Here is a 26,263-nt window from a genome sequence, read left to right on the forward strand (position 1 = left end):
TGCCGTCGCCGACGTTGACCTCCTTCACCGACTGGCTCGCCTTGTTGTTCGACAGGACGAGCAGGTGCTCGCCGTCGTGCCAGGCGATGTCCGTGCTCGACCGTCTGCGTGCGCTGCGCGCTCCCGACCCGCTCTACCTGGCCGACCTCGGCTCCCGCCTGTCGGCCCTGTCGGCCTTCCTGGGCGGCCACGCGGAGCTCTCCGCCCTGGCCCGCGAGCTGGAGGCGGTCGAGCAGCCGGGCGCGGACGCGGAGGCGCTGCGGCTGCGCGCCATCGAGGTCCTCACCGCACTGACGGGAACCGCGAGCGCACCCGCGGAGGCCCGCCGCCCGTTCTGGAAGCGCACCTGACCCTGCGCCACCTTCCGGGCTCCTGCCGCCGGATCTCGGCGGCGGGAGCCCGGTGAACGGCGTCGGCCAGAAATACGAATAGCCATCTGTCCGGATTTCACGGCGCGTTTCCGTCACGGCCGCTCACGTATTGGCCGCCTCTTTCACTCTCAGGCACCCATGGTGAACACCGCGTATCGGAACGGCGTGTTCGCACCGCGCGGACACGCGCCATCGTCCCGCGACCGCCCGTGCACGCAGCGCAAAGGGAGAGCGATCAGAGTCGCTCGGCGCTTTACGCGACCGATATTCGACCCGCGCCGATAATGCCGTTCCGTGCCATACGGGAAAGGTAATCCGGTAATTCACCCCGGACACACGCGGGCGGCGGGTCCGGGGCGGCACGGCGGGCCCATAAGCTGGATGGGTGAGCACAATCGTCCTGGACGGCGGCCTGTCCACCCATCTCGAGACGCTCGGCGCCGACCTGAGCGACGAGTTGTGGTCCGCCCGGCTGCTGCTGGAAGACCCGGCCCTGATCCGGCGCGTCCACGCCGACTACTTCGCCGCCGGGGCGACCGTGGCCACCACCGCCAGCTACCAGGCCACGATCCAGGGGTTCGCGACCAGAGGGCTCGACGTGGCCGGCGCCGAGCGGCTGATCAGGCTCTCGGTCGAGCTGGCGGCGCAGGCCCGCGACGAGGCGGGCGGCGGCCTGGTGGCCGCCTCCGTCGGCCCGTACGGCGCGTTCCTGGCGAACGGCGCCGAGTACACCGGCGACTACGACCTCGACGAGGACGCCCTGCTCGACTGGCACCGCCCCCGCTGGGAGATCCTCGGCTCGGCCGGGGCCGACCTGCTGGCCTGCGAGACCATCCCGTCGTATCCGGAGGCACGGGCGCTGGCCCGCCTGATCGCCGAGACCCCGTCGGTCAAGGCGTGGGTGAGCTTCTCCTGCCGCGACGCCGAGCGGCTGAACGACGGCACCCCGATCGCCCAGGCGGCGGCCCTTTTCACGGGCAACCCGCAGGTGGTGGCGGTCGGCGTCAACTGCACCGCGCCGCGGCACATCCCCGGCCTGATCGCGCGGCTGGCGGGCGGCCTGCCGGTCGTCGTCTACCCGAACTCGGGCGAGAGCTGGGACGCGGAGAACCGCCGCTGGCTCGGCCTGGCCGACCCGGTGGAGTACGGCCAGGCGGCCAAGGAGTGGCAGGAGGCGGGCGCGTCCATGATCGGCGGCTGCTGCCGTACCACTCCCGAGCACATCAGGCAGGTGCACGCGCACCTGTCCTGAGCCGTCAGGCGACGGACACGACCGGGCGGCGGCGGCTCCACAGGCTGTCGAGCGCCAGCGCGCCGCCCCCGGTGAAGCCGATGGCCAGCGACGCCGCCGCGAGCGTCAGGACGAACTCGTAGCCGCCCTTGTCGGCGCCGAACCCGTTCGCGCCGTGCGCGAACAGGATGGCGCCCAGCATGTCCACCGCCAGCAGGACGCCGGCGATCGGCAGGGCGGCGCCGAGGATCAGCGCCAGCCCGCCGGCCACCTCCAGGACCGCGACTGCGGGGGCCGCGACGCCCGCCATCGGAACGCCGATCGACTCGAACATCTTGGTGGTGCCCGCGATCCCCATCGTCGCGAACTTCTGGTAGCCGTGCACGAGGAAGACAACGCCGACGGCCACCCGGGCGACGAGGAGTGCGACGGATCGGGCCTGGTCGAGCATGTGAACTCCTTCAAGTTGTTCAGATTTGAACCGTCACTCTAGCCCTGATGTTCAAATCTGAACAACCAGTACACTGGGCCGGTGACGCAGACCCGGTGGCTCGACGCGACGGAGATGGCGGCCTGGCGCGCCTTCCTGTCCACCTCCCACCTCCTCGAACGGCGCATCGAGGAGCAGCTCAAGGCCGCGGCGGGGCTGACCCATCCGCAGTACGAGATCCTGGTGCGGCTCGCCGACGCCCCCGGCCGCCAGATGCGCATGACGGAGCTGGCCAAGGGCGTGGTGGTGTCCAAGAGCGCGCTGACGTACCAGATCACCCAGCTGGAGAAGGCGGGCCTGGTGGAACGCGCCACCTGCCCATCGGACGAGCGCGGCGTGCTGGCCGTCCTCACCGACGACGGGATGCGCTGCCTGGAACGGGTGGCTCCCGGCCACCTCGAGGTCGTGCGCGCCTACCTGGTCGACCGGCTCACCCGCGACGAGCTGGAGACGATGACCACCGCCATGCGCCGGACGGAGCAGGCCCTGCGGCGGTGATCAGGCCTTCGCGGCGGCGCGGGCGGCGCGCTCCATCTCGACCTTGGCGCTGGCGGCGTACTTGTCGACGTACTCCTGGCCCGACAGCTCCATCAGCGCGTACATGATCTCGTCGGTGACGGCCCGCAGCACCAGCCGGTCGTCCTCCATGCCGTAGTAGCGGGAGAAGTCGAGCGGCTTGCCGAACCGGACGCCGGGCCGGATGCCGAGCTTGGGAAGGGGATGGCCGGGCGGCATCATCTCGAAGGTGTCGACCATGGCCCACGGGATCACCGGCGCCCGCGACTCCAGGGCCAGCCTGGCGACGCCGGTCTTGCCCTTGTAGAGCCGCCCGTCGGGTGAGCGGGTGCCCTCGGGGTAGATACCCAGGATGTTGCCCTCACGCAGCACACGCAGGCCCGTGCGCAGGGCCGCCTCGCTGGCCTTGCCGCCCGAGCGGTCGATGGGCACGGTGCCGACGCCGCTGAAGAACAGGCGGGTGAAGAAGCCCTTGATCCCGCGCCCGGTGAAGTAGTCGGACTTGCCGAGCGAGATGACCTTGCGGCGCAGGTGGAGCGGGCCGAAGAAGTGGTCGGCGAACGACAGGTGGTTACCGGCCAGGATGACCGGCCCCTGCCTGGGCACGTTCTCGGTGCCTTCCGCCCATGGCCGGAAGACGATGTGGAGGAAAGGCCCCAAGATGGCCTTGACCACCCAGTAGAACACCCAGCCACCTCTTCCCGAGAACTGTGTCCGCAAGCAGAGTCATCTTCGCATCCCGATTCCCATGCTCATACATCAGCGCTCGCACAATCACCCTGAACCGTGCGACGATCGGGCAGTTCCGGGATGAAATTCCACGGAGGAGCTGTTATGCCGCTCATGCCAGGCGCAGAGCCCTATCACCACGACGCAGGCCAGGTCGGCGTGCTGCTGTGCCATGGTTTCACGGGCACACCGCAGTCGCTGCGGCCCTGGGGCGAGTATCTGGCCGCGCACGACGTGACCGTCTCGCTGCCCCGTCAGCCCGGCCACGGCACCACCTGGCAGGAGATGAACCGCACCCGCTGGGAGGACTGGTACGCCGAGGTGGAGAAGGCGTTCGAGGACCTCCAGGGCCGCTGCACGGACGTGTTCGTGGCGGGGCTGTCGCTGGGCGGCTGCCTGGCGCTGCGGCTGGCCGAGGTGCACGGCCCGGCGATCAGGGGCGCGGTGCTGGTCAACCCGTCGATCGCGAACGACGTGCCGCTGATGCGGCTGGCCCCGGTGCTCAAGTGGTTCCTGCCGTCGGTGCCCGGCGTGGCGAACGACGTGAAGAAGCCGGGCGTGACCGAGCTCGCCTACGACCGCACCCCGGTGAAGGCGGCCGCCTCACTGCCGGGGCTGTGGTCGCTCGTGCAGGCCGACCTGGGCAGGCTCGTCCAGCCGCTGCTGGTCTTCCACAGCACGGACGACCACGTGGTGAAACCGGCAAGCGTGCAGATCATCCGTCAGAAGGTCCCCCATGCCACGATCGAGGAACTCGCTGATAGCTACCATGTTGCGACGCTGGACAACGATGCCGACAGGATCTTTGCAGGGAGCCTCGACTTCATCCGGACTCATGCCTCGGTACCCTTGCAGAGGGACTGATCGCACCCAGGGGGAAGTCGCGATCGCTGCGGAGAGGCCCATCTAGGTGACGCCCCAGAGTGACGAGGACGAGGTCTGGCGGCAGATCGTCGCGTCCTTCAACGACACGGCCGAGCGCGACTCGGCTGATCAGCCATGGCCCGACAGCGAGAACGTCTCGCCCGAGCCCACCCGCCGGGTGGTTCGCCCTCCCGAGGAAGATTCCGAGCGCCTGCCCGCCCCCTTGGCCGACCCGTTGGCCGACCCCTTCGACGACCCCCTCAACGACAGGGAGCCGGATGACGACGAAGGGCACTTCGAACCGCCCCCGCCACCCCCGCTCCCCAAGCTCGACCTGCCGACCAAGCTCGCCTGGGTGGCGCTGTTCGGCGGCCCCGCCTACCTGCTGGTCGCGGCGATGGCCAGCTGGCAGATGGAGGGGTGGGCGCTGTTCGCCGCCGTGGCGGCGTTCATCGGCGGGTTCGTGGCGTTGGTCGTGCGCATGGGCGACGGCCCGCCCAACGACTCGGGCTGGGACGACGGGGCCGTGCTCTGACCCTGCTCTCTGACCGCGCTCTCTGACTGCGCTCTGACTGTGCTCTGAGAGTGCTCTAGGAGTCGCGCGGCTGCCCGGCCTTCGGCCCGAAGGACTCGACCACGTCCGTGTAGCGGTCGGCCGCGTCGATCGCGTGCCCGACCGCCCACACCGCGCCCTTGCCCGCGAGGTAGGCGACGGCCTGCAGCCGCACGCTGTTCCTGCCTCGCGCCGCGCCGCCCCTGATGATCTCGCAGTCGTCCTTCTCGCACCGCAGCATGTACGGCTCGGCCGCGCGGGCCGGGTCGTAGCCGGAGATCCAGTAGCGGCCCTTGCCGTCGCCGGTCACGCCGTACAGGCGCGCGTCTGTGGCGGGCAGCTTCTGGCGCTTCCAGCTCTTGCCGTTCCACGTCAGGACGAGCGGCTCCACCTGCCCCGGGCCGTGGTAGACGCCGCCGACCGCCATCGCCCGCTTGGCGCTGTCGACCTGCACGTCGCGCAGGTAGCCGCCCGGGATGTCGGGCAGCTCCATGGCCTTCCACGAGGTGCCCGAGTAGTGCATGACGAGCGGAGCGGTGCCGGTGTCGCCGACGGCGAAGCCGCTGGACACCGCGTAGAGCGCGCCCTTCTCGTCGAGCCGCTGGACGGTCCACTGGCCGCCCTGCCCGGTCACGATGAGCCCCTTGCGCTCGCGGCTGCCCACGGCCACGACCCTGCCGGGCCTGGCGTCGATGCCGCCGAGCCAGTCGCCCGCCCGCAGCCCCTGCGCCCGGACCCGGTCGAAGCCGCCCGTGTCGCCGTGCGCCAGGTACGGCAGGCCGTCGTGGCCGTCGCCGACCGCCCACACGTCCGACGGCCCGGCGGCGGCCACGCCGCGCAGGCTGCCCGCGCCCGTGGCGTCGCGGATCGCGATCTCGGACCAGCTCGTTCCGTTCCAGTGGCGGATCGTGCCGCGGTTCTTCCAGACGTCCCAGATCTCCTGCTGGCCCACGGCCCAGATGTCGCCGGAGGAGAGCGCGAGAACGTCCGAGAGTGAGCCATCGGCGTCGAGGCGCACGCTCGTCGACTGCTGCCACGCCTCGATCGAGGCGGGGCGAGGATCGGCATGCGCGGCGGGCGTGACCTGCGGCAAGGCCACGGACGTCGCCAGAATCAAGGAGAGCGCACGCCGCTGAGAGCGACGGGTCATGAGCAAATGCTACGGGCTCGGCGCCCCCGATCTTCCCTTTAGGTGCCAACTCGGAACTCTGCGATGACCGGGAGATGGTCGCTCGCCCGGGTCAGATCGTCCTGTGCGGCGTCCACGCCGCCGCAGGACAGCAGGCGCGGGCCGGGGCCGGCGAACAGGCCGTCGATGCGTCTGCGGGGCTTTGTGGAGGAGAAGGTGAGCCCGTCGCCCTTCGGCGCGGCCTGGTAGCAGTCAGCCAGCCGGCCGGTGAGGTAACGCCAGGCGGGCCGGTCCGCCTGCTCGTTGACGTCGCCGCCGATCACCAGGGCCGCGCCCGCCCGCGTGGCCGTCCGCTCGGCGAAGGCCAGGACCTCGGTCACGTGGCGCAGCCTGGCGGCGGCGTGCAGATCGAGGTGGATCGAGCCGACGGCCAGCCGCGCCCTGTCGACCTCGACGACGGCCAGCGCCAGCGCGCGCACCTCCAGCCCGGCGAAGACCCGCAGCACCCGGCTCTCGGCACGCAGCACCTCGGCGCGCGGCCCGGTCAGGACGGCCACCCCGCCGAGCCTGCCCCCGGCCGCCACCCGCAGCCCGCACGCCTCGGCCAGCGCGCGCCGCCTGGCACGCCAGTTGACGAACCGGGGCGCCTCCTGCACGCACAGCACGTCGGGACGCATCGCGGTGACGACGCGCACCAGCGCGGGCACGTCGTCACGCAGGCCGTGCAGGTTGTAGGTGCCGATCCGGACGGTCGCCGCCGCCTCACCGGGCCGGGGGCCGACCTGTTCGGTCAGCGCCGCCTCGCCAGGTCGCCGGCGCCCACGACGCCCGCGGAGGCACCCAGCTCGGCCAGCCGCACCTCGGCGACGGGCCGGTGCCCGCGCCCGGTCAGGCACCTCTCGAACGTCTCGCGGGCCTGGTCGAGAAAGAGGTCGGACGCGCGCGAGACGCCGCCGCCCACGATGAAACAGCTGGGGTCGAGGATGGCGGCCAGGTCGGCCATCCCCTGGCCGAGCCAGTCGGCGAGGTTGGAGAACGCGGCGAGCGAGGCGTCGTCGCCCAGCCGTGCGGCCTCGGTCACCTCCTCGCCCTCGATCTTGCCGTCTGCCAGCCCGAGCAGGATCTCGGCCCGTTCCGGCTGCGCGGTGACGATCTCTGTGGCGTCGGCCACCAGGGCGTTTCCGCTGGCGTACTGCTCCCAGCAGCCGCGCTGGCGGCACCCGCACAGCCGCCCCTCGGGCACGACCTGCATGTGGCCGAGCTCGGCGCCCATCCCCCACCGCCCCCTGTACAGGGAGCCGTCGAAGACCAGGCCGCCGCCGATGCCGGTGCCTATCGTGATGCAGACGACATGGGTCTGCCCGCGTCCGGCACCGAACCTGGTCTCGCCCCAGGCCATCGCGTTGGCGTCGTTCTCCACGATCACGGGCAGGCCGACGAGTTCGCCGATCTTCTTCTGCAGCGGTTCCTCGCGCCAGGCGAGGTTGGGAGCGAAGCGCACGATCGACCGGGTCTCGTCGACGAAGCCGGCGGCGCCCACGCCGACGGCCTCGACCTCCCTGCCCTTGGCGAGCTCGCGCACGACCTCCGCCACCGTCTCGGCGACCAGGTCGGGCCGATCGGCGGGCGTGGGCTTGAGCGTGTGCTCGACGATCTTGCCCTCGTCGTCGACCACACCTGCGGCGACCTTGGTACCGCCGATGTCCACACCGATCGTGAGCATCTCCCAGAATCCCCCTATCCGAGGTCTATGTGTTCCACATTCTCGCGGCCGCGATCGTCCTGCTGCCTGCGGGGGGCGGGTGGTCTGCTCAGCGCGTCGAAGGCGCCGCGGACCGCGGCGAACAGCTCGCCGCCCGCCGCCACCAGGTGCCCGGCCACGTCGGAGCCGGACTCGCGCTGCGCCGCGACGGCCCGGCAGACCGGGCAGGCGCGGCAGATGTACTCGTCGTGCTCGGGCTCGGACACCGCCTCGTCCCAGACGTCGCGCTCCTTGCGCCCGCCACCGCCGCCCGTGAACGAGCTGATCACGGTCTTGCCGACCTGGCGGGTGGCGCGATCCTGGATCGCGTCGAACAGCTTGCGCGCCTCGTCGGCGACGGTGCCGATCGGGTCCTTGTCATTCGTCTCAGTCATCTGGCCCTCCTGAGCTGAACCGTACCCGGAGGACGCCGTCGCGGAGCACCGCGCCGTTGGTCTTCCTGCGCGCGAGAGCCGCCGGCAGCGCGATGATCCGCCGGTACGGCCCGGCCGTGACGATCAGCTCGTCGCCCTTGCGGGCCAGGTCGACGTCGCTCCGGTCGGCTCCGGGCAGGTCGAGGGTCAGCTCGTCGGCCGACAGCCGCAGCGGCGGCTCGACCGTGGGCGCGGCGAACGGGTCGGCGTCGCCGTACAGCGCCTCGCCGACGGCGGCCAGCGCGTCTTTGCCCACCGGCTCGGCGGGCAGGTACGGCACGATGTGGACGGGCAGCGGCGCGAACGACTCCTCGGCCTCGGCCAGCAGCCTCGACTGGGCCGCCACCCACTGGGCGCGCCACTCGTCGGCGCCCTCGCCGGGGAAGACCCGGTTGGCGATGACGGCGTCGACGCGGTAGCCGTACAGGTTCAGCGACGTCAGCGTGCGCCTGGCCTCGGCGAGCACGACGGACTCCGGCGTGAGCACCAGCCGCACCGAGGCCTGCTCGCCGGTGAGCAGCTCGCGCACCTCCAGCAGACCGCGGTGGAAGCGCTCGCCGGCGCTCATGACCTCCTCGCCGGGCGCGGTGACCCTGGCGACGCTCCTGACGAACGGCGACACCAGCTTCATGATCTTGCGGCCGACGGGCATCAGCCTGGTCATGTGCCAGTCGAGCGCCTCGGGCAGCGCGAGCAGCCGCAGCGTCTCGGCGGTCGGCGCGCAGTCGACGACGATGACGTCCCAGCTTCCCGCCTGGGCGTGCTCGCGCAGCTCCAGGAGCGCGATCACCTCCTCGGCCCCGGGCAGGATGGTGATCTCCTCGGACGTGACCTCGTCCAGGCCCAGCTCGGCGAGCAGCCCCTTGGCGTACTCCTGCAGCTCGCCCCAGTGGCGCTCCAGCGTCTTCTGGGTGTCGACCTGGTGCAGGTGGAGACCCGGCGCGACCTCTCCGGGCTCGACGCCGAGCGCGTCGGCCAGCGAGTGCGCGGTGTCGGTGGACACGACGAGGGTCTTCAGGCCGCGCCTGGCCGCGAGCGTGGCGGTGGCCGCGGCCGCCGTGGTCTTGCCGACGCCGCCCTTGCCCGTGAAGAGCAGAACCCGCGGGTTCAACTCAGCGCCCTTCGACGCGCTTCTTGAGGCCCTTGAGCGCGGTGTCCACGATCACTTTCTCCGCCTTGCGCTTGATCATGCCGATCATCGGCACCTTGAGGTCGACGGACAACTCGTACGTCACCTCGGTGCCCCTTCCCGTGTCGGAGAGCCGGTAACTGCCCGTGAGCTCGGAGACCATCCGGCCCGGCTCGCTCACCTGCCAGGTGACGCGCTGGTCGTCCTGCCAGGTGTAGCCGAGCGTGTAGGTGTCGCTGATCACACCGGCGTCGAGGACGAACCGCACCGCCTCCGGCCTGCCGTCGGGGTCGGTGATGACGACCTCGGCGCTCTTCACCTGACCGGCCCATTCGGGGTAGGAGTCGAAGTCGGCGATCACCGCCATCACGGCGGCGCGATCGGCGTCGATGGTGATGCTCGAAGTGGTGCGATCAGCCATGCGACCACCGTAGTGCAGAAACCGCTCCTTGCGGAGGACCGCCGAACGCGGGCGACCGCAGTCGTGCGGAGGACCGCCGAACGCGGGCGACCGCAGTCGTGCGGAGGACCGCCGAACGCGGCCCGCCGTTCGGTCAGGTCACCATTCGAGGACGAACGGAACGCCCTTTCCGCGGAAGTGGCCGACGTTCACGCACTCGGTCCGTCCGATGCGGGTGCGCTGGTGGAGCGGCTGGTGGACGTGGCCGAACAGCGCGTAACGCGGCTGCGTGCGCCTGATCGCCTCCAGGGTGGCCTCGCTGCCACGCTCGAAGCGCCTGGCGACGACGTCGTAGAGCAGCTCGGGCACCGCGGGCGGGATGTGGCAGCAGAGCACGTCCACCTCGCCGACCGCCTCCACCTTGGCGGCGTACTCCTCGTCGCTGATCTCGTTCGGCGTGCGGTAGTCGGTCCTGAGGCCGCCGCCGACGAACCCGAACCGCAGCCCGCCGATCTCCGCCGTCTCCGCGTCGAGCACCCGGTGGCCTTCGCGCAGGTAGTCGGGCCACAGGCGCGGGAGGTCCACGTTGCCGTAGGTGAGGTAGGCGGGGGCGGGCATGGCCGCGAACAGGTCGGCGTACTGCTTGCGGACGTTCCGCTCGATGTGCTCGCGCGGATCGCCGTCGAGGCTGGCCCACAGCGCGGCCGACATGGCCCTGGCCTCGTCGAAGCGTTTGGCGGTGCGCAGGGCGATGAACTCGGCGGCCTTCTCCGCGCCGAACAGGTCGGGGAAGATGCCCCGCGCGTGGTCGTCGTAGTCGATGAAGAGGATCAGGTCGCCGAGGCAGATCAGCGCGTCGGCGCCGTCTCCGGCCCTGGCCAGCGCGTCGGCCCTGCCGTGGACGTCGCTGACTACATGGACCTTCATGGGGGAAATCCTATGACTGTGGCTGCTAGCGTGACGAAAGCCCTTCATAACGCATCAATGACGAACCTACCGGTGCGTAACTTAACGCGGTAGCGTCCAGGCCGTCCCAGAAGAGGAGTTGATCCGTGCGCGAGTACAGCGTCCCCGTGCTGGTAGATGTGCCTGCGTCCGCGAGCCTGCCCGACACGGTCTTCAGGCGGGGCGAGCAGGAGCCCGGCGCCGTCGCCCTGCGGCGCAAGGTGGGCGGGGGCTGGGCGGCCGTCACCGCGAGCGAGTTCCGCGACCAGGTGGTCGCGCTCGCCAAGGGGCTGATCGCGGCCGGCGTCGAGCACGGCGACCGGGTCGCGCTGATGTCGCGCACCCGCTACGAGTGGACCCTGATCGACTACGCGATCTGGTCCGTCGGCGCGGTCTCGGTGCCGATCTACGAGACGTCCTCAGTCGAGCAGGTCAGGTGGATCCTGTCCGACAGCGGCGCGAAGGCGGCCTTCGTCGAGCTCGACACGCACGAGGAGACGGTCCGCGCGGCCGCGCCCGAGCTGAGGTCGCTCTGGCGGGTCGAGGCGGCCCTGTCCCTCGACGGCCCGCTCGACGGTTCCGGGCTCGACGACTCCGTGGTGCTGGAGCGCCGCACCGGGGTCACCTCCGCCGACCTGGCCACGGTCGTCTACACCTCGGGCACCACCGGCAGGCCGAAGGGCTGCCGCATCACCCATGACAACCTGCTGTTCACCGCCAGGAACGCGGTGTCGGGGCCGATGGAGTCGATCTTCGCCACCGATGAGCCGGCGGCGCTGCTGTTCCTGCCGCTCGCGCACATCCTCGCCCGCCTGATCCAGGTGGCGCTGGTGGAGGCGGGAGCGATCCTCGCGCACACCCCAAACATGAAGAACGTCGCTCCCGACCTGCAGGACTTCAGGCCGACGTTCCTGCTGGGCGTCCCGCGCGTCTTCGAGAAGGTCTACAACGGCGCCGAGCAGAAGGCCATCGCGGGCGGCAAGGGCAAGATCTTCGCCCGCTCGGTCGACGTGGCGGTCGCGTGGAGCAGGGCGGAGAGCTCCGGCGGCGCGCCCCTGGGCCTGCGGCTGCAGCGGGCGCTGTTCGACAGACTGGTGTACGGCAAGCTCCGCGCGGCCACCGGCGGCAGGCTGTCGGCCGCGATCTGCGGCGGCTCCGCGCTGGGCGAACGACTCGGCCACTTCTTCAGGGGCGTCGGCATCGAGGTGTTCGAGGGCTACGGCCTGACCGAGACCTCGGCCCCCTCCACGGTCAACATGCCCGGCGCCAACAAGATCGGCACGGTCGGGAAGCCGCTGCCGGGCGTGACCGTGCGCATCAGCGACGACGGCGAGATCCTGGTCAAGGGCCGCCACATCTTCGACGGCTACTGGAACAACGACCAGGCCACGTCCGACGTGATCGACGGCGAAGGGTGGTTCCACACGGGCGACGTCGGCGAGCTGGACTCCGACGGCTACCTGCGCATCACCGGCCGCAAGAAGGAGATCCTCGTGACGGCGGCGGGCAAGAACGTCGCCCCGGGCCCGATGGAGGACTCCCTGCGGGCTCACCCGCTGATCTCCCAGGCCATGGTCGTAGGCGACAACCGCCCCTTCGTGGCCGCCCTGATCACCCTGGACCACGAGGCCCTCGAACACTGGAAGCCGGCCAACGGCCTGGCCTCGGCCACGCTCGCGGAGCTGCGCACGGACCCGCGGATCCTGGCGGAGGTGCAGGGCGCGGTCGACCGGGCCAACGCGATGGTCTCGCGGCCGGAGCAGATCAAGAAGTTCACGATCCTGGACGCGGACATCACCGAGGAGAGCGGCCACCTGACCCCGACCCTCAAGATCAAGCGCGACCTCGTCATGCGCGACTTCGCCAAGGACGTGGACGCCTTCTACGACCCGACCGCCTGACCCGCGGACTGCGCCGCCCTGTCGGTCGAGCTGACGGACGCCCAGTACGAACGCCTGTCGGCCGCGACCGCCCCTCAGTAGAGCGCCGCCGCCCAGCGTGCGGACATGTACGGATATGTCCTGACCAGCGGATTCACCGGTCCCCATAAGCCAGAACAGCACCGAGAAACGCCTACCGCGGTGAGAATCCCTCGGCTACTCTGCGGCAAAGAAGTGGGACCGGAGATCCTTAACATCCCCGGTCCCTACCGACAACGGTAGGGGAGAGAACCTTAACCATCAAGGACGCAGGCATCAAGTTCGCCGACGCAAGCGTCAAGTTCGCCACTGCGATCGAGAAGGAGATGATTCAGATCCGTGCCGATCAGATGGAACTCGGCCAGCAGCTCACCGAGCGGATCAACGGCGTGGGCGACCGCGTGAAGGTCCTCGACGGCAAGGTCACCTCCCTGCAGCACGACGTCACCATGCTCAAGAACGACGTCGCCTCTCTGGACGACAAGGTCACCGACCTGGAGAAGGGCCAGAGGTCCCTGCAAGAGGGCATGAAGGCGATGCAGCGGACTCAGTCCGACATGATGGACATCCTCATCTCCATCCAGCGCAAGTTCGACTGCAACTAGCAACCCGCCTCCGGCGTGGTGCGGCGCGTCCGCACCACGCCGGACGCACGTCCGCGCCCGGACGCAGGGCCTCCCGCCGCGTCAGCCCTTGGTCGCGCCGCCCGTCAGGCCCTTGACGAACTGTTTCTGCAACAGCAGGTAGAAGAGCAGGATGGGCAGCGTGGCCAGGAACATCAGCGCGAACATCCCGCCGAAGTCCGCCGCGTACTGCCCGAGCGACTTGTAGATGCCCGTCATGATCGTGGTGCCCTCGCGCGGCCCGTAGATGATCAGCGGGTTGAGGAAGTCGTTCCAGATCCACACGCCGAGGAAGATCAGCACGCTGGCCGTGGCGGGCCGCAGCAGCGGGAACACGATGCGCCAGAACGTCTGCCAGCGGGTGGCCCCGTCGATGGCCGCGGCCTCCTCCAGCTCGCGGGGCACACCCTTCATGAACCCGGAGAAGACGAAGACCCCGAACGGGACGTAGTAGCCGACGTTGAACAGCACCAGCCCCTGGAGCGTCGACATCAGCCCGAGGGCCTTCAGCACCTGCGTGATCGGGATCAGGATCACCTGCGGCGGGATCATCAGCCCGCACAGCAGCAGCACCATGACGGCCTTCGACCACCAGGTGGAGTGCCTGGCGAGGTAGTGGCCGAGCATGGCCGACAGCAGCGTCAGGATGATGATCGACAGCCCGGTGACCAGCACGCTGGTGCGCAGGGAGGACCAGAACAGGCTGTCGGGGCTGGTCAGGACACGCGACAGGTTGTCGAGGGTGGGCGGGATCGGCAGGGACATGGCGCCGCTCGCGACCTGCCTGCTCTCCTTGAAGACGTTGATCAGCGCGATGTAGAGCGGGATGAAGAACAGCGCGCCGACGGCCAGCGCGACCAGCGGGCGCAGCCAGGGCACGGTCGGCCGGGTCACAGTTGCACCTCCCTGCGCTGCAGGATCCGCAGCGAGACCACCGACAGCGCGGCGATGATGATCAGCATGACGACCGCCTCGGCCGAGGCGTAGCCGGTGCGGTTCTCCACGAAGCCCTCCTGGAGCACGACGAACGCCACGCTCGCCGTGGTGCCGGTGCCGGGCCCGCCGTTCGTGATGACCTTGACGTGGTCGAAGATCTTGAAGGCGGAGATCAGCAACACCACCGTGTTGATGGTCAGCGCCGGGGCCAGCAGCGGCCAGGTGACGTTCCAGAAGCGCCGCACCGCCCCCGCGCCGTCGATCGCCGCGGCCTCGGCCAGTTCCTGCGGCACGCCCTGGAGCCCGGCGAGGTAGACGACGACGCAGAAGCCGAGCATCTGCCAGCAGACGATCGACGACAGCGAGTAGAGCGCGATGTCGGGGTCCGACAGCCAGCCGGGCGGCTCGCTCACGCCGAGCGCCCGCAGCGCCTGGTTGACGGGGCCGTCGTCGGCCAGGATGCGCGTCCAGATGACGCTGATGACCACCGAACTGATCACCATCGGGGTGAAGAAGACGCTGCGCAGCGCGTTGTAGAGCCAGCCGCGGCGGTCGAGCAGGACGGCGATGGCCACGCCGAGCACGTTCGGGACGACGACCACGATCAGCGAGAGGATCGTGGTGACCTTCAACGACTGCAGGAACGTGTCGTCCTGGAGCAGCAGTTGGTAGTTGCGCAGCCCGACGAACTGCGTGTGCGGCCTGAGCAGCGCCTGGTTGGTGAGGCTGTAGCCGAAGCTCAGCGCGATGGGCAGCAGCACCAGGCAGAGGTAGATGAGGGTGCCGGGCGCGGCGAAGGTCAGGAAGTGCCACAGTCCCGGCCCCACGGGGCGCCTGGGGCCCGACCGGCGCCCGCGCGCCGGCGTTCCGGCGCGGCCGGGACTAGGACGGGTGGTGTCAACGGCCATCGAAAGCCAGAGTCCTCCTGTATCGGGGGCGGGGCCGCCTGCCCTGTCAGCCGGTCTTCTCCCACTCGGTGTCGAGGAACGACAGCGCCTGGTCGACCGTCTTCTCACCGCTGACCAGGTCCTGGGCGGTGGACCAGAACTTGCCCTGCATGCCGGGCAGCATCGCCACGTCGCCCGCCTCCCAGCTGAAGGCCGGGACGGTGGCCTTCTCGCTGAGCGCCTTCTGCCACAGGTCGTAGACGGCCTTGAAGACCGGGCCCGTGTCGGACGGCGGGCTGTAGCCCTTGATGGCGGGGAAGAGCGCGTCGGCCTTGACCGACGCGTCCAGGTTCTCCTTGGTCAGCTGGAAGGCCAGCGCGAACTTCTTGGCGGCCGCCATGTTCTTGGCGGTGGCGCTGACGGACAGGCCGCCACCGGTGAAGGTCGGCATGTGCAGGCTGCCGTCGTCGCTCGGCCAGGGGAAGACGCCGATGTCGTCCTTCATGGGCGACTGGTCGGCCGCCGCGGCGAACCAGCTGCCCATCGGGTACATCGCGCCCTTGCCGCCGAGGAACGCCTCCTGGGTCTTGGGGTAGTCCTGGCCGATCTGCCGCTTGTCGATGTAGCCCTTGGCGGCGAGGTCGGCGAACTTCTGGGTGGCGGCCTTCATGGCCGGGTCGCCCGCGAACTTCACCTCGCCCTTGCGGCGTCTGGTCATCCAGTCGGGCGTCTTGGCGTACAGGTCGGTGGCCAGGATGGCGGTCCAGGGCTGGGACGTGACGAACACGCCGCCGCTGACGAACGGGGTGACGCCCTTGGCCTTGAGCTTCTCGGCGTCGGCCAGCAGCTCGGCGTAGGTCTTCGGCGGCTCGGCGATCCCGGCCTGCTGAAAGAGCTTCTTGTTGTAGTAGACGTTCGGGATCGTCTGCGTGTTGGTCGGCAACTGGAGGATCTTGCCGTTGACGGCGCCGCAGGTGGGGCAGAGGAAGTCCTTCAGTTCCGCGTCCGTCCAGGTCGCCAGGCTGGGTTCCAGGGCGATCAGGTCCTGCATGCCGATCTGCACGTCGGGAAGCTGGCCGGAGGCCGCGAGCTGCTTGGCGTAGTCGTTGCGCTCCGACTCCGAAGGCGCCGCGACCAACTCGACCTCCAGGTCCGGGTCGGCCTTCGTCACCAGGGCGACCTGGGCCTTCCAGTACGACTCGGGCAGGTTCGGCGACGGGAAGACCAGGAAGGAGACCTTCTGCTTGCCGGAGGCCGACGAGGGCGCCGCGGACCGGCCTCCACCGGACGTGCTGGAGCAGGCGCTCAGCCCCAGAGCGACGGCGAGTGTCATCGCACCCGCCGCGAACACCTTGTTCACCGTGCCACCCTTCCTGGGGACCCGACTCATCCGATCATTGCGGGGGTGCGACACGACGCGTACCAGCAATGTCGGCCACAGCCCGCGATAGGTAGGATCACTTCTATGTGGCCTGAGTCACAATTGTCAAGGCATCACCGGCGATCACCCACCAACCGACACCTCGGCGCACCCCAAAGGTAGGATCACTGGCCGGTCCGCCCGAGCACGGGCTCGTCAGGCGATGACCAGTTCGCCGACGTGCTCGGCCAGCGCCCGGCGGGCCGACTCGGGGAGCCCCGAGTCGGAGATGACGACGTCCGCTTCGGCGAATCTGGCGATGGTGCTGATCCCGACCGTCCCCCACTTGGTGTGGTCGGCCGGGACGACGAGCCTGCCGGCGGCCTCCACCAGGGCGCGGTCGGTCTCCGCCTCCATCATGTTGGGGGTGGTGAACCCGGCCCTGGCAGTCATCCCGTGCACGCCGAGGAAGAGCACGTCCACGTTGAGCAGCCGGATCGCGGCCACCGCCACCGGGCCGACGAGCGCGTCCGACGGGGTGCGGACGCCCCCGGTGAGGACGACCGTCTGGTCCGGCCGGCCCGCGTGCTGGAAGACGTCGGCGATCCGCACCGAGTTGGTCACCACGGTCAGGCCGGGGACGGTCACGAGCTGGTGCGCGAGGGTCCAGGTCGTGGTGCCCGCCGACAGGGCCACGGCGGTGCCGGGCCGAACCATGCTCGCGGCGCGGCGCGCGATGGCCCGCTTCTCCTCCTGCTGGTGGCCGGACTTGGCGGTGAAGCCGGGCTCGTCGGTGGAGCCGATGCCGGCGGGGTCGACAACGGTGGCGCCGCCGTGCACCTTGGCCAGCAGGCCGCGCTCGGCGAGTGTCTCCAGGTCACGGCGGATCGTGATGTCGGAGACGCCGAACGCGCGTACCAGCTCGACGACCCGGATGCCGCCGTTGAGCCGGACGAGTTCCAGGATCGCCTGCTGCCGCTGCCGGGCGAGCATCGCATCACCAGACCCAAACAGGTTCCGACATGCCCGTTCGGTTCGAATCATGACACGTGCTGCCGGGAGTTCAAGTCCGAGCGTGGGGAAACATGTCGAAACGCATTCGTGACACTGATGGGTCTTGCATGATCACGGCGGTTCATGGTCCCGTTTTGGTAAGAAACCTTCTTTACTTGAGAGGCTTCGCGGAGAGCTCGCGGCACCGTTGCGAAAGCGTGCGTTGACAGGGCGAAATGCGTGCTTTTCATTTGAAGGAAAGTGAGCGAACTCGGGGGAATCTGAGGGTCCGGTCAAGGAGGAACCACCATGACCCCACGCCAGCCCATCTCCCGCCGGAACCTGCTCCTGGGGACGGCGGCCGCGTTCGGAGTCCCCGCCGTCTTAGCGGCGTGCAGCTCGGACAAGCCCGCACCCGGCAGCTCGTCCAGCGGCCTCGGGACGGTCACGCTGGGCTCCAACGCCTCCGACGAGGTCCCGAAGAAGTCCCTCGACACCGTGGTCAAGGCCTTCACCCAGGCCCAGGTGAAGATCAACACCGTGGACCACAACACGTTCCAGGAGAACATCAACCGCTACCTCAAGGGCACGCCCGACGACGTGTTCACCTGGTTCGCGGGCTACCGCATGCAGTTCTTCGCCGAGCAGGGCCTGGCCACCGACGTCTCGGACGTGTGGCGGGAGATCAGCGGCGACTACACGCCCGCCTTCAAGGCCGCGTCCACCGGCATCGACGGCAAGCAGTACTTCGTCCCGTTCACCTACTACCCGTGGGCGGTCTTCTACCGCAAGAGCGTCTGGCAGGAGAAGGGCTACCAACCGCCCAAGACGCTGGACGAGTTCACCGCCCTGGCCAAGAAGATGAAGGCCGACGGGCTGATCCCAATCGCCTTCGCCGACAAGGACGGCTGGCCCGCGATGGGCACGTTCGACATCCTGAACATGCGGACCAACGGCTACGACTTCCACATCTCGCTCATGGCGGGCAAGGAGTCGTGGACCGACCCCAGGGTCAAGCAGGTCTTCGACACCTGGCGCGGGCTGATGGAGTACCACCAGCCCGCGGCGCTGGGCCGTACCTGGCAGGAGGCCGGGCAGTCGCTCCAGCAGAAGAAGACCGGCATGTACCTGCTCGGCATGTTCGTCGCCCAGCAGTTCCCCGAGAACGAGCGAGACGACCTCGACTTCTTCACCTTCCCCGAGATCAACCCCACCTTCGGCACGGACTCGATCGACGCGCCCATCGACGGCTACATGATCTCGGCCAAGGCCAAGAACGTGGACGGCGCGAAGGCGCTGCTCAAGCACCTGGCGCAGGCGTCCTCGCAGAACGTCGCCACCAAGCTGGACCCCGGCACGCTGGCCGCCAGCTCCAAGGCCGACACCGGCGGCTACAGCGCGCTGCAGAAACGCGGCGCCGAGCTGGTCAGCAAGGCCACGCACATCGCGCAGTTCCTCGACCGCGACACCCGGCCCGACTTCGCCTCCACGGTGATGATCCCGTCGCTGCAGTCGTTCGTCGCCAAGCCCGCCGAGATCGACTCGCTGCTGACGAGCATCGAGAAGCAGAAGGCGAACATCTTCCGCTGATGGCAGTCAAGACCCGTCGCTACTCCGGCCGCGACGTGACCATCCTGGTCATCGGTCTGGGGGTGGCCGTCATCGTCAACGTGGGCCTCATCTGGGGGCCCACGCTGGCCTCTGTCGCGCTGTCCGGCACCGACTGGAACGGCATCGGGCCGATCAGGTGGGTGGGCGGGCAGAACTACGCCGACCTGGCCGGCGAGTACCCGCCGTTCTGGTCGGCGGTCCGCAACAACCTGCTCTGGCTCGGCTTCCTCGGGCTGATCGCGACCCCGTTCGGGCTGTTCTGCGCGGTGCTGCTCGACCGGCGGCTGCGGCTGTCGCGGGTGTACCAGAGCGCGCTGTACATGCCCGTCGTGCTGTCGCTGGCCGTGGTGGGGTTCATCGCGCAGCTCGTGTACTCCTCCGACTACGGCGTGCTGAACGCGGTGACCGGGCTGAGCGTCGACTGGCTCGGCGACCCGTCGATCAACATCTGGGTGGTCATGGTCGCGGCCGCGTGGCGGCACGTCGGCTACGTGATGATCATCTATCTGGCGGGGCTGAAGGCGGTGGACCCGGCGCTGAAGGAGGCGGCGGCCATCGACGGGGCCAGCGAGGCCCAGTCGTTCTTCCGCGTGGTGTTCCCGACGCTGCGGCCGGTCAACGTGATCGTGCTGGTCATCACGGTGATCGAGGCGCTGCGGGCGTTCGACATCGTCTACGCCATCAACAAGGGCAGGAACGGCCTGGAACTGCTGTCCGTGCTGGTCACCGAGAACATTGTGGGCGAGGCGAGCAGGATCGGGTTCGGCTCGGCGATCGCGGTCATCCTGCTGGTGATCTCGATCGGGTTCATCGTCACGTACCTGTCGCAGCTCTTCAGGGAGGAACGATGACGCTCACCGCGCCCGTCGCCACCGACCCCGTCCAGCGGCGGCGCGAGTCCCCGCGCCGCCCGGTACGCCCGCTGCGCGTCCTGCTGTACGCCTTTCTCACGCTGGTGGCGCTGGGCTGGCTGCTACCGCTCGCGCTGGCCGTGTACGCCTCGCTCAGGCCGTACGACGAGACCGCCAGGCTCGGCTACTTCTCGCTGCCCGAGCACCTGACGCTCGACTACTACGGGCAGGCGTGGAGCCAGGCGGAGCTGCCCCGCTACTACCTGAACACGCTGATCATCGTGGTGCCCGGCGTGCTGGTCACCCTGATGCTCGCCTCGTTCACGGCGTTCGCGATCGCCCGCCTGCGCATCCCCGGCCGCAAGGTGCTGCTGATCATGTTCACCGCGGGCAACCTGCTGCCGCCGCAGGCGCTGATCACCCCGCTCTACACGCTGTACACGCTGATCCCGCTGCCGTCGTGGCTGTCGGACTCGCAGTCGCTCTACGACTCCTACCTGGGGTTGATCCTCATCCACGTGGCCTTCCAGTTCGGGTTCTGCGTGTTCGTGATGGCCAACTTCATGCGCACGATCCCCGAGGAGATCACCGAGGCGGCGCTGGTGGACGGGGCCGGCGTGTGGCGGCGGTACTGGCAGCTGACGCTGCCGCTGTGCCGTCCGGTGCTGGCGGCGCTGTCCACACTGCAGTTCACCTGGATGTACAACGACTTCCTGTGGGCGCTGGTACTGATGTCGTCGGGCGACAAGCTGCCCGTCACCTCGGCGCTGAACAACCTGCGTGGCCAGTTCTTCACCGACTACAACCTGCTGGCGGCCGGGTCCGTGCTGGTGGCGCTGCCGACGCTGATCGTCTTCCAGATGCTGCACAAGCAGTTCGTCGCCGGGCTGACGCTCGGCGCGACGAAGGGCTGAACGGGGGCTGAACGGGGGCTGAGCGGGGGCTGCGCGGGTCAGAGCAGGGCGCGGAAGCGGGCGGCGACCTCGTCCCAGGTCCACTCGCGGTGGATCCAGTCGCGGCCCGCCGCGCCCATCTTCCTGGCGCGGCCGGGGTCCTGGAGCAGGTCGATCAGGGCGGCGGCGATCTCGTCCGCGTCGGCGCCGTCGACCACGAGGCCCGTCTCGCCCTGCCGCACGGCCTCGGGCGCGCCGCCCGAGGCCCCCGCCACCACCGGCAAGCCCGTCGCGGACGCCTCCAGGAACACGATCCCGAGCCCTTCGACGTCCACGCCGCGCAGCCTGGTGCGGCACGGCATGGCGAACACGTCGGCGGCGGCGTAGTAGCCCGGCAGGCTCGCCGCGGGGACGGTACCGGTGAAGCGGATCGACTCCTGGCCCCGCGCGAGCCGGGCGAGCGTCCTGCGGTACGGGCCGCCGCCCACGATCAGCAGCACCGCGCCGGGGACCGCGCGCAGCACCCGCGGCCAGGCCCTGATGAGCTGGTCCTGGCCCTTGCGCGGCACCAGCCTGGACACGCACGCCACGACCGGCCTGCCGTCCAGGCCCAGCTCGGCCCTGGCGGCGCCGGGATGGAACTGACCCGTGTCGACGCCGGGCGCCAGCCGTACCAGCTTCCCGGGCGGGATCGCCGCGGCCAGCCGGGTGCGGGTGTAGTCGCCCAGGTAGGTGACCACGTCCGCGTGCTCGCCGATCCTGCGCAGCGCGGCGCGGAACAGCGGGGCGCTCGCCCACGACGCCTCGTGGCCGTGGGTCAGCATCACCACGCGCCGCGCCCCGGCCGCGCGCAGCTTCGGCGCGAGCAGGCCGAGGGGGGCCGCCGCGCCGAACACCACCGTCCGCGCGCCCTCCTCGGCGACCAGCCTGGCCGCGGTCCGCGCGACCTCGGGCGTGGGCAGCATGAGCGAGGTGGGGTGCCGGACGATCCGGTACGGCTGGCGCCGGTCGAACTCGGCGGCCCCCCGCCAGGCAGGGGCGTAGACGGCCACGCCGGGGGTGCGCAGCGCCAGGCCGTGCACGAACGACTGGATGCCACCGGGCCTGGGCGGGAAGTCGTTGGTGACGAACACCACCCCGGTCACGGCTCGCCGACGCCGTTCAGCCGTGCCCAGGACCGTGCGATGGCGATGCGCTCGGGAGCGGTGGGGTGCGAGGCGTACATCACGTAGTCGAAGAGGTTGGGAGAGACGTCCGAGATGTTGGTCACGGCCAGCCGCTTCTGCATCGCGGCGAAGGTGACGGGGTCGCGGGTCAGGTCGAGGGCGTGCACGTCGGCTCGGGCCTCGATGTGCCGGCTGACGACGTTCTGGGCCGGGCCCGACAGCAGGGTGCCCAGGCCCATCAGGCCGATCAGGACGCCCACCGCCCGCGGGTCGGCGACCGAGACGACCCCGGTGCGCCGGCGTACGGCGCCGAACACCACGTACAGCAGGACCGCGCCGAACGCGGCGGCCAGCCCGCCGATCAGCGTGCCGGTCAGGACGTCGCCGCGTTTGGCGTGCCCGAGTTCGTGCGCCACCACCAGCTCCACCTGGGGCTGGGGAGCCTTGAGCAGCGTGTCGTAGACGACGATGCGGCGGGTGGCGCCGAAGCCCGACACGTAGGCGTTGAGCGCGGTCGTGCGCCGGGAGGCGTCGGCGACCAGCACGTCCTCGACCGGGACGTGGTCGCGCTCGGCCATGGCGAGCAGGTTCGTCCTCAGGGGGCCGGCGGGCATGGCGTGGAAGTCGTTGAACAGCGGCTCGAACACCACCGGGTAGACGAACGAGGCGGCCACCGTGAACAGGAACGCGCCGACGGCGGCCGGCAGCCACCACCGCCTGAACCTGCGGGCCAGCGCGATCAGCACCACCAGCATGATCGACAGCAGCACCACGTTGACGGCGAGGTTCTTCAACCTGTCGGCCGTCCAGCCGGCCCAGTCCTGCGTCGACAGGCCGAAGGCGCGCAGCCGCGTCTCGAACCACATGCCGAGCGGCCACCGCAGGGCCTCCTTGATCGCGGTCAGCACCAGCACGCCCTCGATCACCCGCAGCCACCAGGGGCCGCGCAGCCAGCCGAGCACCCTGGCCCCGAACGGGGTGACGACGAGCAGGCCCGCGAAGACGACGGCGAGCGCCAGCGAAAGGTAGCCGGGGATGGCGGTGGCGGCGTCGAAGGCGTCGGCCCTGGCGATCTGCGCGGCGGTGAAGTCTCGCACGGGGTCGGGCGGGACGTCCGGCGCCCCGGGCGGCAGCACCTGCCAGGGTGTGCTGAACGCCGCCACCGCCAGGATGGCGGCCCCGAGCAGCATCAACGCGCCCCCGGCCTGCCGCCGTGCCCGCCGGTCCAGCCACTCCTCCGTCTCCGGCTCCCCCGGCCCCCCGCCGCTCCCTCTGCCGCTGCTCTCTCTGCCGCCGGACTCGGTGCCGTCCGGGGGATCCGGGACAGGGTCGGCTGGCGCGCCCGGTTCGGAGGCGGCTGAAGCGGCCTGCCGACCTTGGGCGGCGGGTCTGGGCGGGCCCGCGTCGGGCATGTCGTTCATGTCCTGACGATCGTCCATCTGCGTCCCCTTACGCCAGCTCGTCCCGCACGTAGTCGCGCCACCGTGCCGTCAGTGTCTCGACCGAGAGGCCGAGCGCCGCCAGAGCCGCGTCGACGCCGCGGCTCTGGGCATCACGGTAGAGCCTCACCAGGGTCCTCTCGCCGAACCGTCCGGCCAGGAAGCGACACGCCAGCCACGCCTCCTGGTACGCGCGCGCCAGCCGTCCGGGCTCACGCGACGCGAACGCGGCGGGCCCGGGGAGCTCGCGCGGCAGCCGCCCGGCCCGGACCTCGGCGGCCAGCTCGGCCGCGGCCACCGGGACGGCGAGGCCCGCGTCGCGGTAGCCCACGTAGTCGGCGAAGCCCTCGTACAGCCAGATGGGCAGGTGGTCGGTGCCTGCGGCGACGTGTGTCAGCTCGTGGGTGAGGACGACGTCCCGGCCGATGGGGGTGAGCCGGGCGAACGCGGTGGGCATCACGATCACCCGGCCGTCGTCGGCGACGGCGGCCAGCCCGTCGAGCCCGGCCACCCCTGTCAGCCCCGCCAGCCGGGCGCCGTCGGCGATGGAGTCGGGGACGAGCACGAGCGGGCGCACCTGGCCGCCCAGGACGGCGGAGACCCGCTCCCCCGCCGCGTCGGACCTGCGTGCCAGGTCGCGGAGCAGCCTCACATCGGCGCGATGCCCCACGACGAGCGATCGGGCGCCGCGTACGGTCCGGGCTCCGTCAGACCAGAGATCGCGGAGCCCGTCATGCGCGAGCGGCAGGCCGCCGTCGCGCGGCGGCGCGCTGGCCGAGGCCGCCGCGAGGAGCGCCAGCCCCGCCAGCGCGGCTCGACGGCTCACCTGCACGGACACCATGCCAGATGGTAGCGGCCCGGCCCATCGGAGACGGCCGGGAGACCGAAGGTCACAGATCCGGGAACGCAGGCCCCGCCGGTCACCAAGGCCGTGCGGCCGTGGCCGCGAAACCGGGCACCGCTCGCCAGGCCCCGGGCCGCCACGTGGAACGCGGCCCGCCGGGTGACGGCACCCGAAAGCCCCGCCCCTGGCAGGGGCGGGGCGTTTCGTGATCGGTCACAGGCCGGGACGTACCGCGCCGACGAACGACGCCTTGCGCCAGCCGCCGAGCTTGTCGATACGCACCGATTCGCCGGTCCTCGGCGAGTGGATCATCTTGCCATGGCCGACGTACATGCCGACGTGTCCGAGCCCGCGGAAGAACATCAGGTCGCCCGGCTTGAGACTCCTCCAGGAGACCTTCTTCTTGATGCGCGCGAACTGGCTGTTCGTCACACGCGGGATCTTCACTCCGGCCTTCTTCCAGGCGTACTGGACGAGTCCGGAGCAGTCGAACGAGCCAGGCCCGGTGCCGCCGTACCGGTAGGGGTCACCGACCTGCTCCTTGGCCACGGCGACGGCCTTGCGGGCCTTCGCCATCTGCCGAGAGACCGTGGCCGTCTTCGCGGACCCGACGGTCTTCGCCGCCGCGGTCGTGGAAGTGCCGGCCCGTTCGCTCGTCGTCGCCGCCTGCGCCGCCGGGGCATGGAGGATCAGCCCTCCAGCCGCCACGGACATCGTGAGCGCAACGCCACTCACGGCAAAACGGGACAGACGGGGGTTATGCGGGTGGGTAGACAGGATTTCTCCTTGGATCTTCCACGAACGCCTACCGGGTTAGCTGACGGATTCGGGCCTGGAAGTCGCCCTACGACGCGTTACGCGCCGATTCACCCCTGATCCCGGGGGAACGGGATCGCTGGGTCCCCGGCTCCGTGCCTCCTGGCTGCACGGATTCGGCAGGCCTCACCGCCGGGTGTCGTGCTCGGTGGGGGTGGCGGCGGGCCAGCGGATGACTATCTCGTCCACATCGGGGGGACCGATGTCGGTTCGCGGCGCCATGGCTTGGCACCGCGACGCCAGAAGCTACGCCGAAAGTTCACGGGCTGGCAAAGCCCGAGTCAGCCTGTAAAGATCAGATAAAGGTGTCAGTAAGGGGATTAATCGCTGCTGGAAGCCGGGTTGTCGTTATTCAAATGTGACCCTTCTCACAGTTGACGACACGGGTTCGAGTCAGGTCCCATCTGTAACTCTTGTCACATCCGTCACGTGGCGCGGGTCACCCGTCCCGCCGTACCGGCGGCCCGCCGTCCGGTGCGCCACGAGGACCTGCCACCAGCGCTCGGCCGTCTGGACCATGTCGTCGCCGAGGTAGCCGAGGAACCGGCCCATGTCCTCCAGCCGGGCTCCCGCGGGTGTGGCGGCGCCGAGGACCTCGGCCCCCTTCCGGGCGGCGTCGGCCAGCATGACGTTCCTCCGGGCGCTCGCCAGAAAGGCCCGGTACCAGACGTCGTCGTCGATGACGTACCGCTCGCGCCGCCGACGGGGGTCGCGTTCGCGCCTGATCAGCGCCTGCTCCTCGAGGTAGCCGACGGCCATGGAGATCGACGCCGGGCTGACCCGCAGCCGCTGGACCAGTTCGGCGGCGGTGAGGCCGCCGGAGTCGGTGGTGTACAGGCAGGTGAGCACCCTGGCCGTCATCCGCGGGACCCCGTTCTGGACCAGCAGCGCCGTGAGCCCCTCCTCGAGCTCGCGCACCGCTTCCGGGTCGCGCCCGTATCCGCCGGTGGCGGCCTGCGGTGGCGGCGACGGGGCCGACCTGCGCCGGCGGGCGCGCCCCTCGGTCGCCTGGTGCGCCCGGTCGGCCCGGTAGCCGCCAGGGCCGCCGTTGCGCGCCACCTCCCGGCTGATCGTGGACGTCGGCCGCCCGAGGCGCCTGGCGATCTCGGCGTACCCGAGCCCTTCGGCGAGGCCTGCGGCGACGCTCTGGCGATCCTCGTAGGTCAGCCTGCCTCCCGGCATCCGCGCTCGCCTCCCGTTGCTCTTCCGCTCGACACACCGGGCGCCAGTATTGCGTTCGCATGCACTCCATTGCAACAGAGGACGGCTGGACGTTGCATTCACTCCCAAATCCATTGCAATTCTCTACCTCATTCAGCTGGTTAAACAGGGAAATCGTCAGATCAGCGATTGACAAATGCATTGAATGCAACGTAGCTTTTGCTGACAGTTG

The 26,263-nt window shown here is 70.1% G+C and carries 27 protein-coding genes, 1 pseudogene and 1 riboswitch; of the genes and pseudogenes, 10 read left to right on the top strand and 18 right to left on the bottom strand.

Annotated elements, in window-relative coordinates:
- A pseudogene (locus ABZ297_RS32040) lies at positions 1 to 350 on the top strand (hypothetical protein); the annotation flags it as partial.
- 406 nt (positions 351 to 756) lie between these two features.
- Positions 757 to 1,623, top strand: coding sequence for a homocysteine S-methyltransferase (gene mmuM, locus ABZ297_RS32045; RefSeq protein ID WP_355353903.1), 867 nt, complete (start codon positions 757 to 759; stop codon positions 1,621 to 1,623).
- 4 nt (positions 1,624 to 1,627) lie between these two features.
- Here mmuM and ABZ297_RS32050 read toward each other — a convergent pair whose 3' ends face one another.
- On the bottom strand, positions 1,628 to 2,053 hold the full coding sequence (locus tag ABZ297_RS32050; RefSeq protein ID WP_355353906.1) for a DoxX family protein: 426 nt from the start codon (positions 2,051 to 2,053) through the stop codon (positions 1,628 to 1,630).
- 81 nt (positions 2,054 to 2,134) lie between these two features.
- Here ABZ297_RS32050 and ABZ297_RS32055 point away from each other — a divergent pair, with 81 nt between their 5' ends.
- Positions 2,135 to 2,590, top strand: coding sequence for a MarR family transcriptional regulator (locus ABZ297_RS32055; protein ID WP_355353909.1), 456 nt, complete (start codon positions 2,135 to 2,137; stop codon positions 2,588 to 2,590).
- On the opposite strand, the gene ABZ297_RS32060 is transcribed toward ABZ297_RS32055, so the two are convergent.
- Entirely contained in the window at positions 2,591 to 3,295 is a 705-nt protein-coding gene (locus ABZ297_RS32060) for a lysophospholipid acyltransferase family protein (protein ID WP_355353912.1), read from the bottom strand.
- A 147-nt stretch (positions 3,296 to 3,442) separates the two neighbouring features.
- Between ABZ297_RS32060 and ABZ297_RS32065 the strand changes: the two genes are divergently transcribed.
- Entirely contained in the window at positions 3,443 to 4,201 is a 759-nt protein-coding gene (locus ABZ297_RS32065) for an alpha/beta fold hydrolase (protein ID WP_355353914.1), read from the top strand.
- A gap of 46 nt (positions 4,202 to 4,247) precedes the next feature.
- Positions 4,248 to 4,736, top strand: coding sequence for a hypothetical protein (locus tag ABZ297_RS32070; protein WP_355353917.1), 489 nt, complete (start codon positions 4,248 to 4,250; stop codon positions 4,734 to 4,736).
- 55 nt (positions 4,737 to 4,791) lie between these two features.
- On the opposite strand, the gene ABZ297_RS32075 is transcribed toward ABZ297_RS32070, so the two are convergent.
- From ABZ297_RS32075 to ABZ297_RS32105, 7 genes are all read right to left on the bottom strand, one after another.
- A complete protein-coding gene (locus ABZ297_RS32075; protein ID WP_355353919.1) occupies positions 4,792 to 5,904 on the bottom strand; it encodes a hypothetical protein in 1,113 nt (370 codons plus the stop codon).
- 38 nt (positions 5,905 to 5,942) lie between these two features.
- On the bottom strand, positions 5,943 to 6,590 hold the full coding sequence (locus ABZ297_RS32080) for an endonuclease/exonuclease/phosphatase family protein (RefSeq protein ID WP_355353921.1): 648 nt from the start codon (positions 6,588 to 6,590) through the stop codon (positions 5,943 to 5,945).
- 83 nt (positions 6,591 to 6,673) lie between these two features.
- Entirely contained in the window at positions 6,674 to 7,606 is a 933-nt protein-coding gene (locus ABZ297_RS32085; RefSeq protein ID WP_355353924.1) for an ROK family glucokinase, read from the bottom strand.
- 14 nt (positions 7,607 to 7,620) lie between these two features.
- A complete protein-coding gene (locus ABZ297_RS32090; RefSeq protein ID WP_355353927.1) occupies positions 7,621 to 8,019 on the bottom strand; it encodes a hypothetical protein in 399 nt (132 codons plus the stop codon).
- Complete coding sequence (locus tag ABZ297_RS32095) at positions 8,012 to 9,169, bottom strand: ArsA family ATPase (RefSeq protein ID WP_355353930.1); 1,158 nt, start codon at positions 9,167 to 9,169, stop codon at positions 8,012 to 8,014. The genes ABZ297_RS32090 and ABZ297_RS32095 overlap by 8 nt, the downstream gene beginning before the upstream one ends.
- 1 nt (position 9,170) lies before the next feature.
- Positions 9,171 to 9,608: an SRPBCC family protein gene (locus tag ABZ297_RS32100; RefSeq protein ID WP_355353933.1), complete on the bottom strand. Its 438-nt coding sequence runs from the start codon at positions 9,606 to 9,608 to the stop codon at positions 9,171 to 9,173.
- A gap of 138 nt (positions 9,609 to 9,746) precedes the next feature.
- A complete protein-coding gene (locus ABZ297_RS32105; RefSeq protein ID WP_355353936.1) occupies positions 9,747 to 10,514 on the bottom strand; it encodes a metallophosphoesterase in 768 nt (255 codons plus the stop codon).
- A gap of 125 nt (positions 10,515 to 10,639) precedes the next feature.
- Between ABZ297_RS32105 and ABZ297_RS32110 the strand changes: the two genes are divergently transcribed.
- Positions 10,640 to 12,433 carry an AMP-dependent synthetase/ligase gene (locus tag ABZ297_RS32110; protein WP_355353939.1) on the top strand — a complete coding sequence of 598 codons (1,794 nt, stop codon included), beginning with the start codon at positions 10,640 to 10,642 and terminating at the stop codon, positions 12,431 to 12,433.
- Positions 12,434 to 12,777: 344 nt separating this feature from the next.
- The gene (locus ABZ297_RS32115; RefSeq protein ID WP_355353942.1) at positions 12,778 to 13,056 is read left to right on the top strand and encodes a hypothetical protein; all 279 of its coding nucleotides are present in this window, start codon (positions 12,778 to 12,780) and stop codon (positions 13,054 to 13,056) included.
- Between the two features lie 81 nt (positions 13,057 to 13,137).
- Here ABZ297_RS32115 and ABZ297_RS32120 read toward each other — a convergent pair whose 3' ends face one another.
- From ABZ297_RS32120 to ABZ297_RS32135, 4 genes are all read right to left on the bottom strand, one after another.
- The gene (locus tag ABZ297_RS32120; protein WP_355353944.1) at positions 13,138 to 13,968 is read right to left on the bottom strand and encodes a carbohydrate ABC transporter permease; all 831 of its coding nucleotides are present in this window, start codon (positions 13,966 to 13,968) and stop codon (positions 13,138 to 13,140) included.
- Complete coding sequence (locus tag ABZ297_RS32125; RefSeq protein WP_350806464.1) at positions 13,965 to 14,837, bottom strand: sugar ABC transporter permease; 873 nt, start codon at positions 14,835 to 14,837, stop codon at positions 13,965 to 13,967. Before ABZ297_RS32125 ends, ABZ297_RS32120 begins: the two co-directional genes overlap by 4 nt.
- Positions 14,838 to 14,964: 127 nt before the next feature.
- Complete coding sequence (locus tag ABZ297_RS32130; RefSeq protein WP_355353947.1) at positions 14,965 to 16,257, bottom strand: extracellular solute-binding protein; 1,293 nt, start codon at positions 16,255 to 16,257, stop codon at positions 14,965 to 14,967.
- 216 nt (positions 16,258 to 16,473) lie between these two features.
- Positions 16,474 to 17,250 (bottom strand): DeoR/GlpR family DNA-binding transcription regulator, encoded by a 777-nt coding sequence (locus ABZ297_RS32135; protein ID WP_355353950.1) that lies wholly within the window; start codon positions 17,248 to 17,250, stop codon positions 16,474 to 16,476.
- A 309-nt stretch (positions 17,251 to 17,559) separates the two neighbouring features.
- Here ABZ297_RS32135 and ABZ297_RS32140 point away from each other — a divergent pair, with 309 nt between their 5' ends.
- The 3 genes from ABZ297_RS32140 to ABZ297_RS32150 are packed head-to-tail and all read left to right on the top strand — an operon-like array spanning position 17,560 to position 20,626.
- On the top strand, positions 17,560 to 18,840 hold the full coding sequence (locus ABZ297_RS32140) for an ABC transporter substrate-binding protein (protein ID WP_355353953.1): 1,281 nt from the start codon (positions 17,560 to 17,562) through the stop codon (positions 18,838 to 18,840).
- The gene (locus ABZ297_RS32145; RefSeq protein ID WP_355353956.1) at positions 18,840 to 19,712 is read left to right on the top strand and encodes a sugar ABC transporter permease; all 873 of its coding nucleotides are present in this window, start codon (positions 18,840 to 18,842) and stop codon (positions 19,710 to 19,712) included. The genes ABZ297_RS32140 and ABZ297_RS32145 overlap by 1 nt, the downstream gene beginning before the upstream one ends.
- Complete coding sequence (locus ABZ297_RS32150; protein ID WP_355353959.1) at positions 19,709 to 20,626, top strand: carbohydrate ABC transporter permease; 918 nt, start codon at positions 19,709 to 19,711, stop codon at positions 20,624 to 20,626. Before ABZ297_RS32145 ends, ABZ297_RS32150 begins: the two co-directional genes overlap by 4 nt.
- Positions 20,627 to 20,664: 38 nt before the next feature.
- On the opposite strand, the gene ABZ297_RS32155 is transcribed toward ABZ297_RS32150, so the two are convergent.
- The 5 genes from ABZ297_RS32155 to ABZ297_RS32175 form a co-directional block, all read right to left on the bottom strand.
- A complete protein-coding gene (locus ABZ297_RS32155) occupies positions 20,665 to 21,750 on the bottom strand; it encodes a glycosyltransferase family 4 protein (protein WP_355353962.1) in 1,086 nt (361 codons plus the stop codon).
- Positions 21,747 to 23,210 (bottom strand): M48 family metallopeptidase, encoded by a 1,464-nt coding sequence (locus ABZ297_RS32160; protein WP_355353965.1) that lies wholly within the window; start codon positions 23,208 to 23,210, stop codon positions 21,747 to 21,749. Before ABZ297_RS32160 ends, ABZ297_RS32155 begins: the two co-directional genes overlap by 4 nt.
- Positions 23,211 to 23,220: 10 nt before the next feature.
- Positions 23,221 to 24,036, bottom strand: a complete 816-nt coding sequence (locus ABZ297_RS32165; RefSeq protein WP_355353968.1) for a hypothetical protein — start codon at positions 24,034 to 24,036, stop codon at positions 23,221 to 23,223.
- Between the two features lie 231 nt (positions 24,037 to 24,267).
- A complete protein-coding gene (locus ABZ297_RS32170; RefSeq protein ID WP_355353971.1) occupies positions 24,268 to 24,789 on the bottom strand; it encodes a C40 family peptidase in 522 nt (173 codons plus the stop codon).
- Positions 24,790 to 24,841: 52 nt separating this feature from the next.
- A riboswitch (cyclic di-AMP (ydaO/yuaA leader) is annotated at positions 24,842 to 25,002 on the bottom strand.
- Positions 25,003 to 25,263: 261 nt separating this feature from the next.
- Complete coding sequence (locus ABZ297_RS32175; RefSeq protein ID WP_355353974.1) at positions 25,264 to 26,052, bottom strand: helix-turn-helix domain-containing protein; 789 nt, start codon at positions 26,050 to 26,052, stop codon at positions 25,264 to 25,266.
- Positions 26,053 to 26,263 lie beyond the last annotated feature (211 nt).

This window comes from Nonomuraea sp. NPDC005983 (assembly GCF_040614375.1).
Taxonomy (GTDB): Bacteria; Actinomycetota; Actinomycetes; order Streptosporangiales; family Streptosporangiaceae; genus Nonomuraea.

What these genes read in the sequence shown, in the direction of transcription:
- ABZ297_RS32050 (WP_355353906.1), bottom strand. Translation starts at nt 2,053, where the DNA reads ATGCTCGACCAGGCCCGATCCGTCGCACTCCTCGTCGCCCGGGTGGCC.
- ABZ297_RS32065 (WP_355353914.1), top strand. Translation starts at nt 3,443, where the DNA reads ATGCCGCTCATGCCAGGCGCAGAGCCCTATCACCACGACGCAGGCCAG.
- ABZ297_RS32075 (WP_355353919.1), bottom strand. Translation starts at nt 5,904, where the DNA reads ATGACCCGTCGCTCTCAGCGGCGTGCGCTCTCCTTGATTCTGGCGACG.
- ABZ297_RS32085 (WP_355353924.1), bottom strand. Translation starts at nt 7,606, where the DNA reads ATGCTCACGATCGGTGTGGACATCGGCGGTACCAAGGTCGCCGCAGGT.
- ABZ297_RS32090 (WP_355353927.1), bottom strand. Translation starts at nt 8,019, where the DNA reads ATGACTGAGACGAATGACAAGGACCCGATCGGCACCGTCGCCGACGAG.
- ABZ297_RS32100 (WP_355353933.1), bottom strand. Translation starts at nt 9,608, where the DNA reads ATGGCTGATCGCACCACTTCGAGCATCACCATCGACGCCGATCGCGCC.
- ABZ297_RS32105 (WP_355353936.1), bottom strand. Translation starts at nt 10,514, where the DNA reads ATGAAGGTCCATGTAGTCAGCGACGTCCACGGCAGGGCCGACGCGCTG.
- ABZ297_RS32115 (WP_355353942.1), top strand. Translation starts at nt 12,778, where the DNA reads ATGATTCAGATCCGTGCCGATCAGATGGAACTCGGCCAGCAGCTCACC.
- ABZ297_RS32135 (WP_355353950.1), bottom strand. Translation starts at nt 17,250, where the DNA reads ATGCTCGCCCGGCAGCGGCAGCAGGCGATCCTGGAACTCGTCCGGCTC.
- ABZ297_RS32140 (WP_355353953.1), top strand. Translation starts at nt 17,560, where the DNA reads ATGACCCCACGCCAGCCCATCTCCCGCCGGAACCTGCTCCTGGGGACG.
- ABZ297_RS32145 (WP_355353956.1), top strand. Translation starts at nt 18,840, where the DNA reads ATGGCAGTCAAGACCCGTCGCTACTCCGGCCGCGACGTGACCATCCTG.
- ABZ297_RS32150 (WP_355353959.1), top strand. Translation starts at nt 19,709, where the DNA reads ATGACGCTCACCGCGCCCGTCGCCACCGACCCCGTCCAGCGGCGGCGC.
- ABZ297_RS32160 (WP_355353965.1), bottom strand. Translation starts at nt 23,210, where the DNA reads ATGGACGATCGTCAGGACATGAACGACATGCCCGACGCGGGCCCGCCC.
- ABZ297_RS32175 (WP_355353974.1), bottom strand. Translation starts at nt 26,052, where the DNA reads ATGCCGGGAGGCAGGCTGACCTACGAGGATCGCCAGAGCGTCGCCGCA.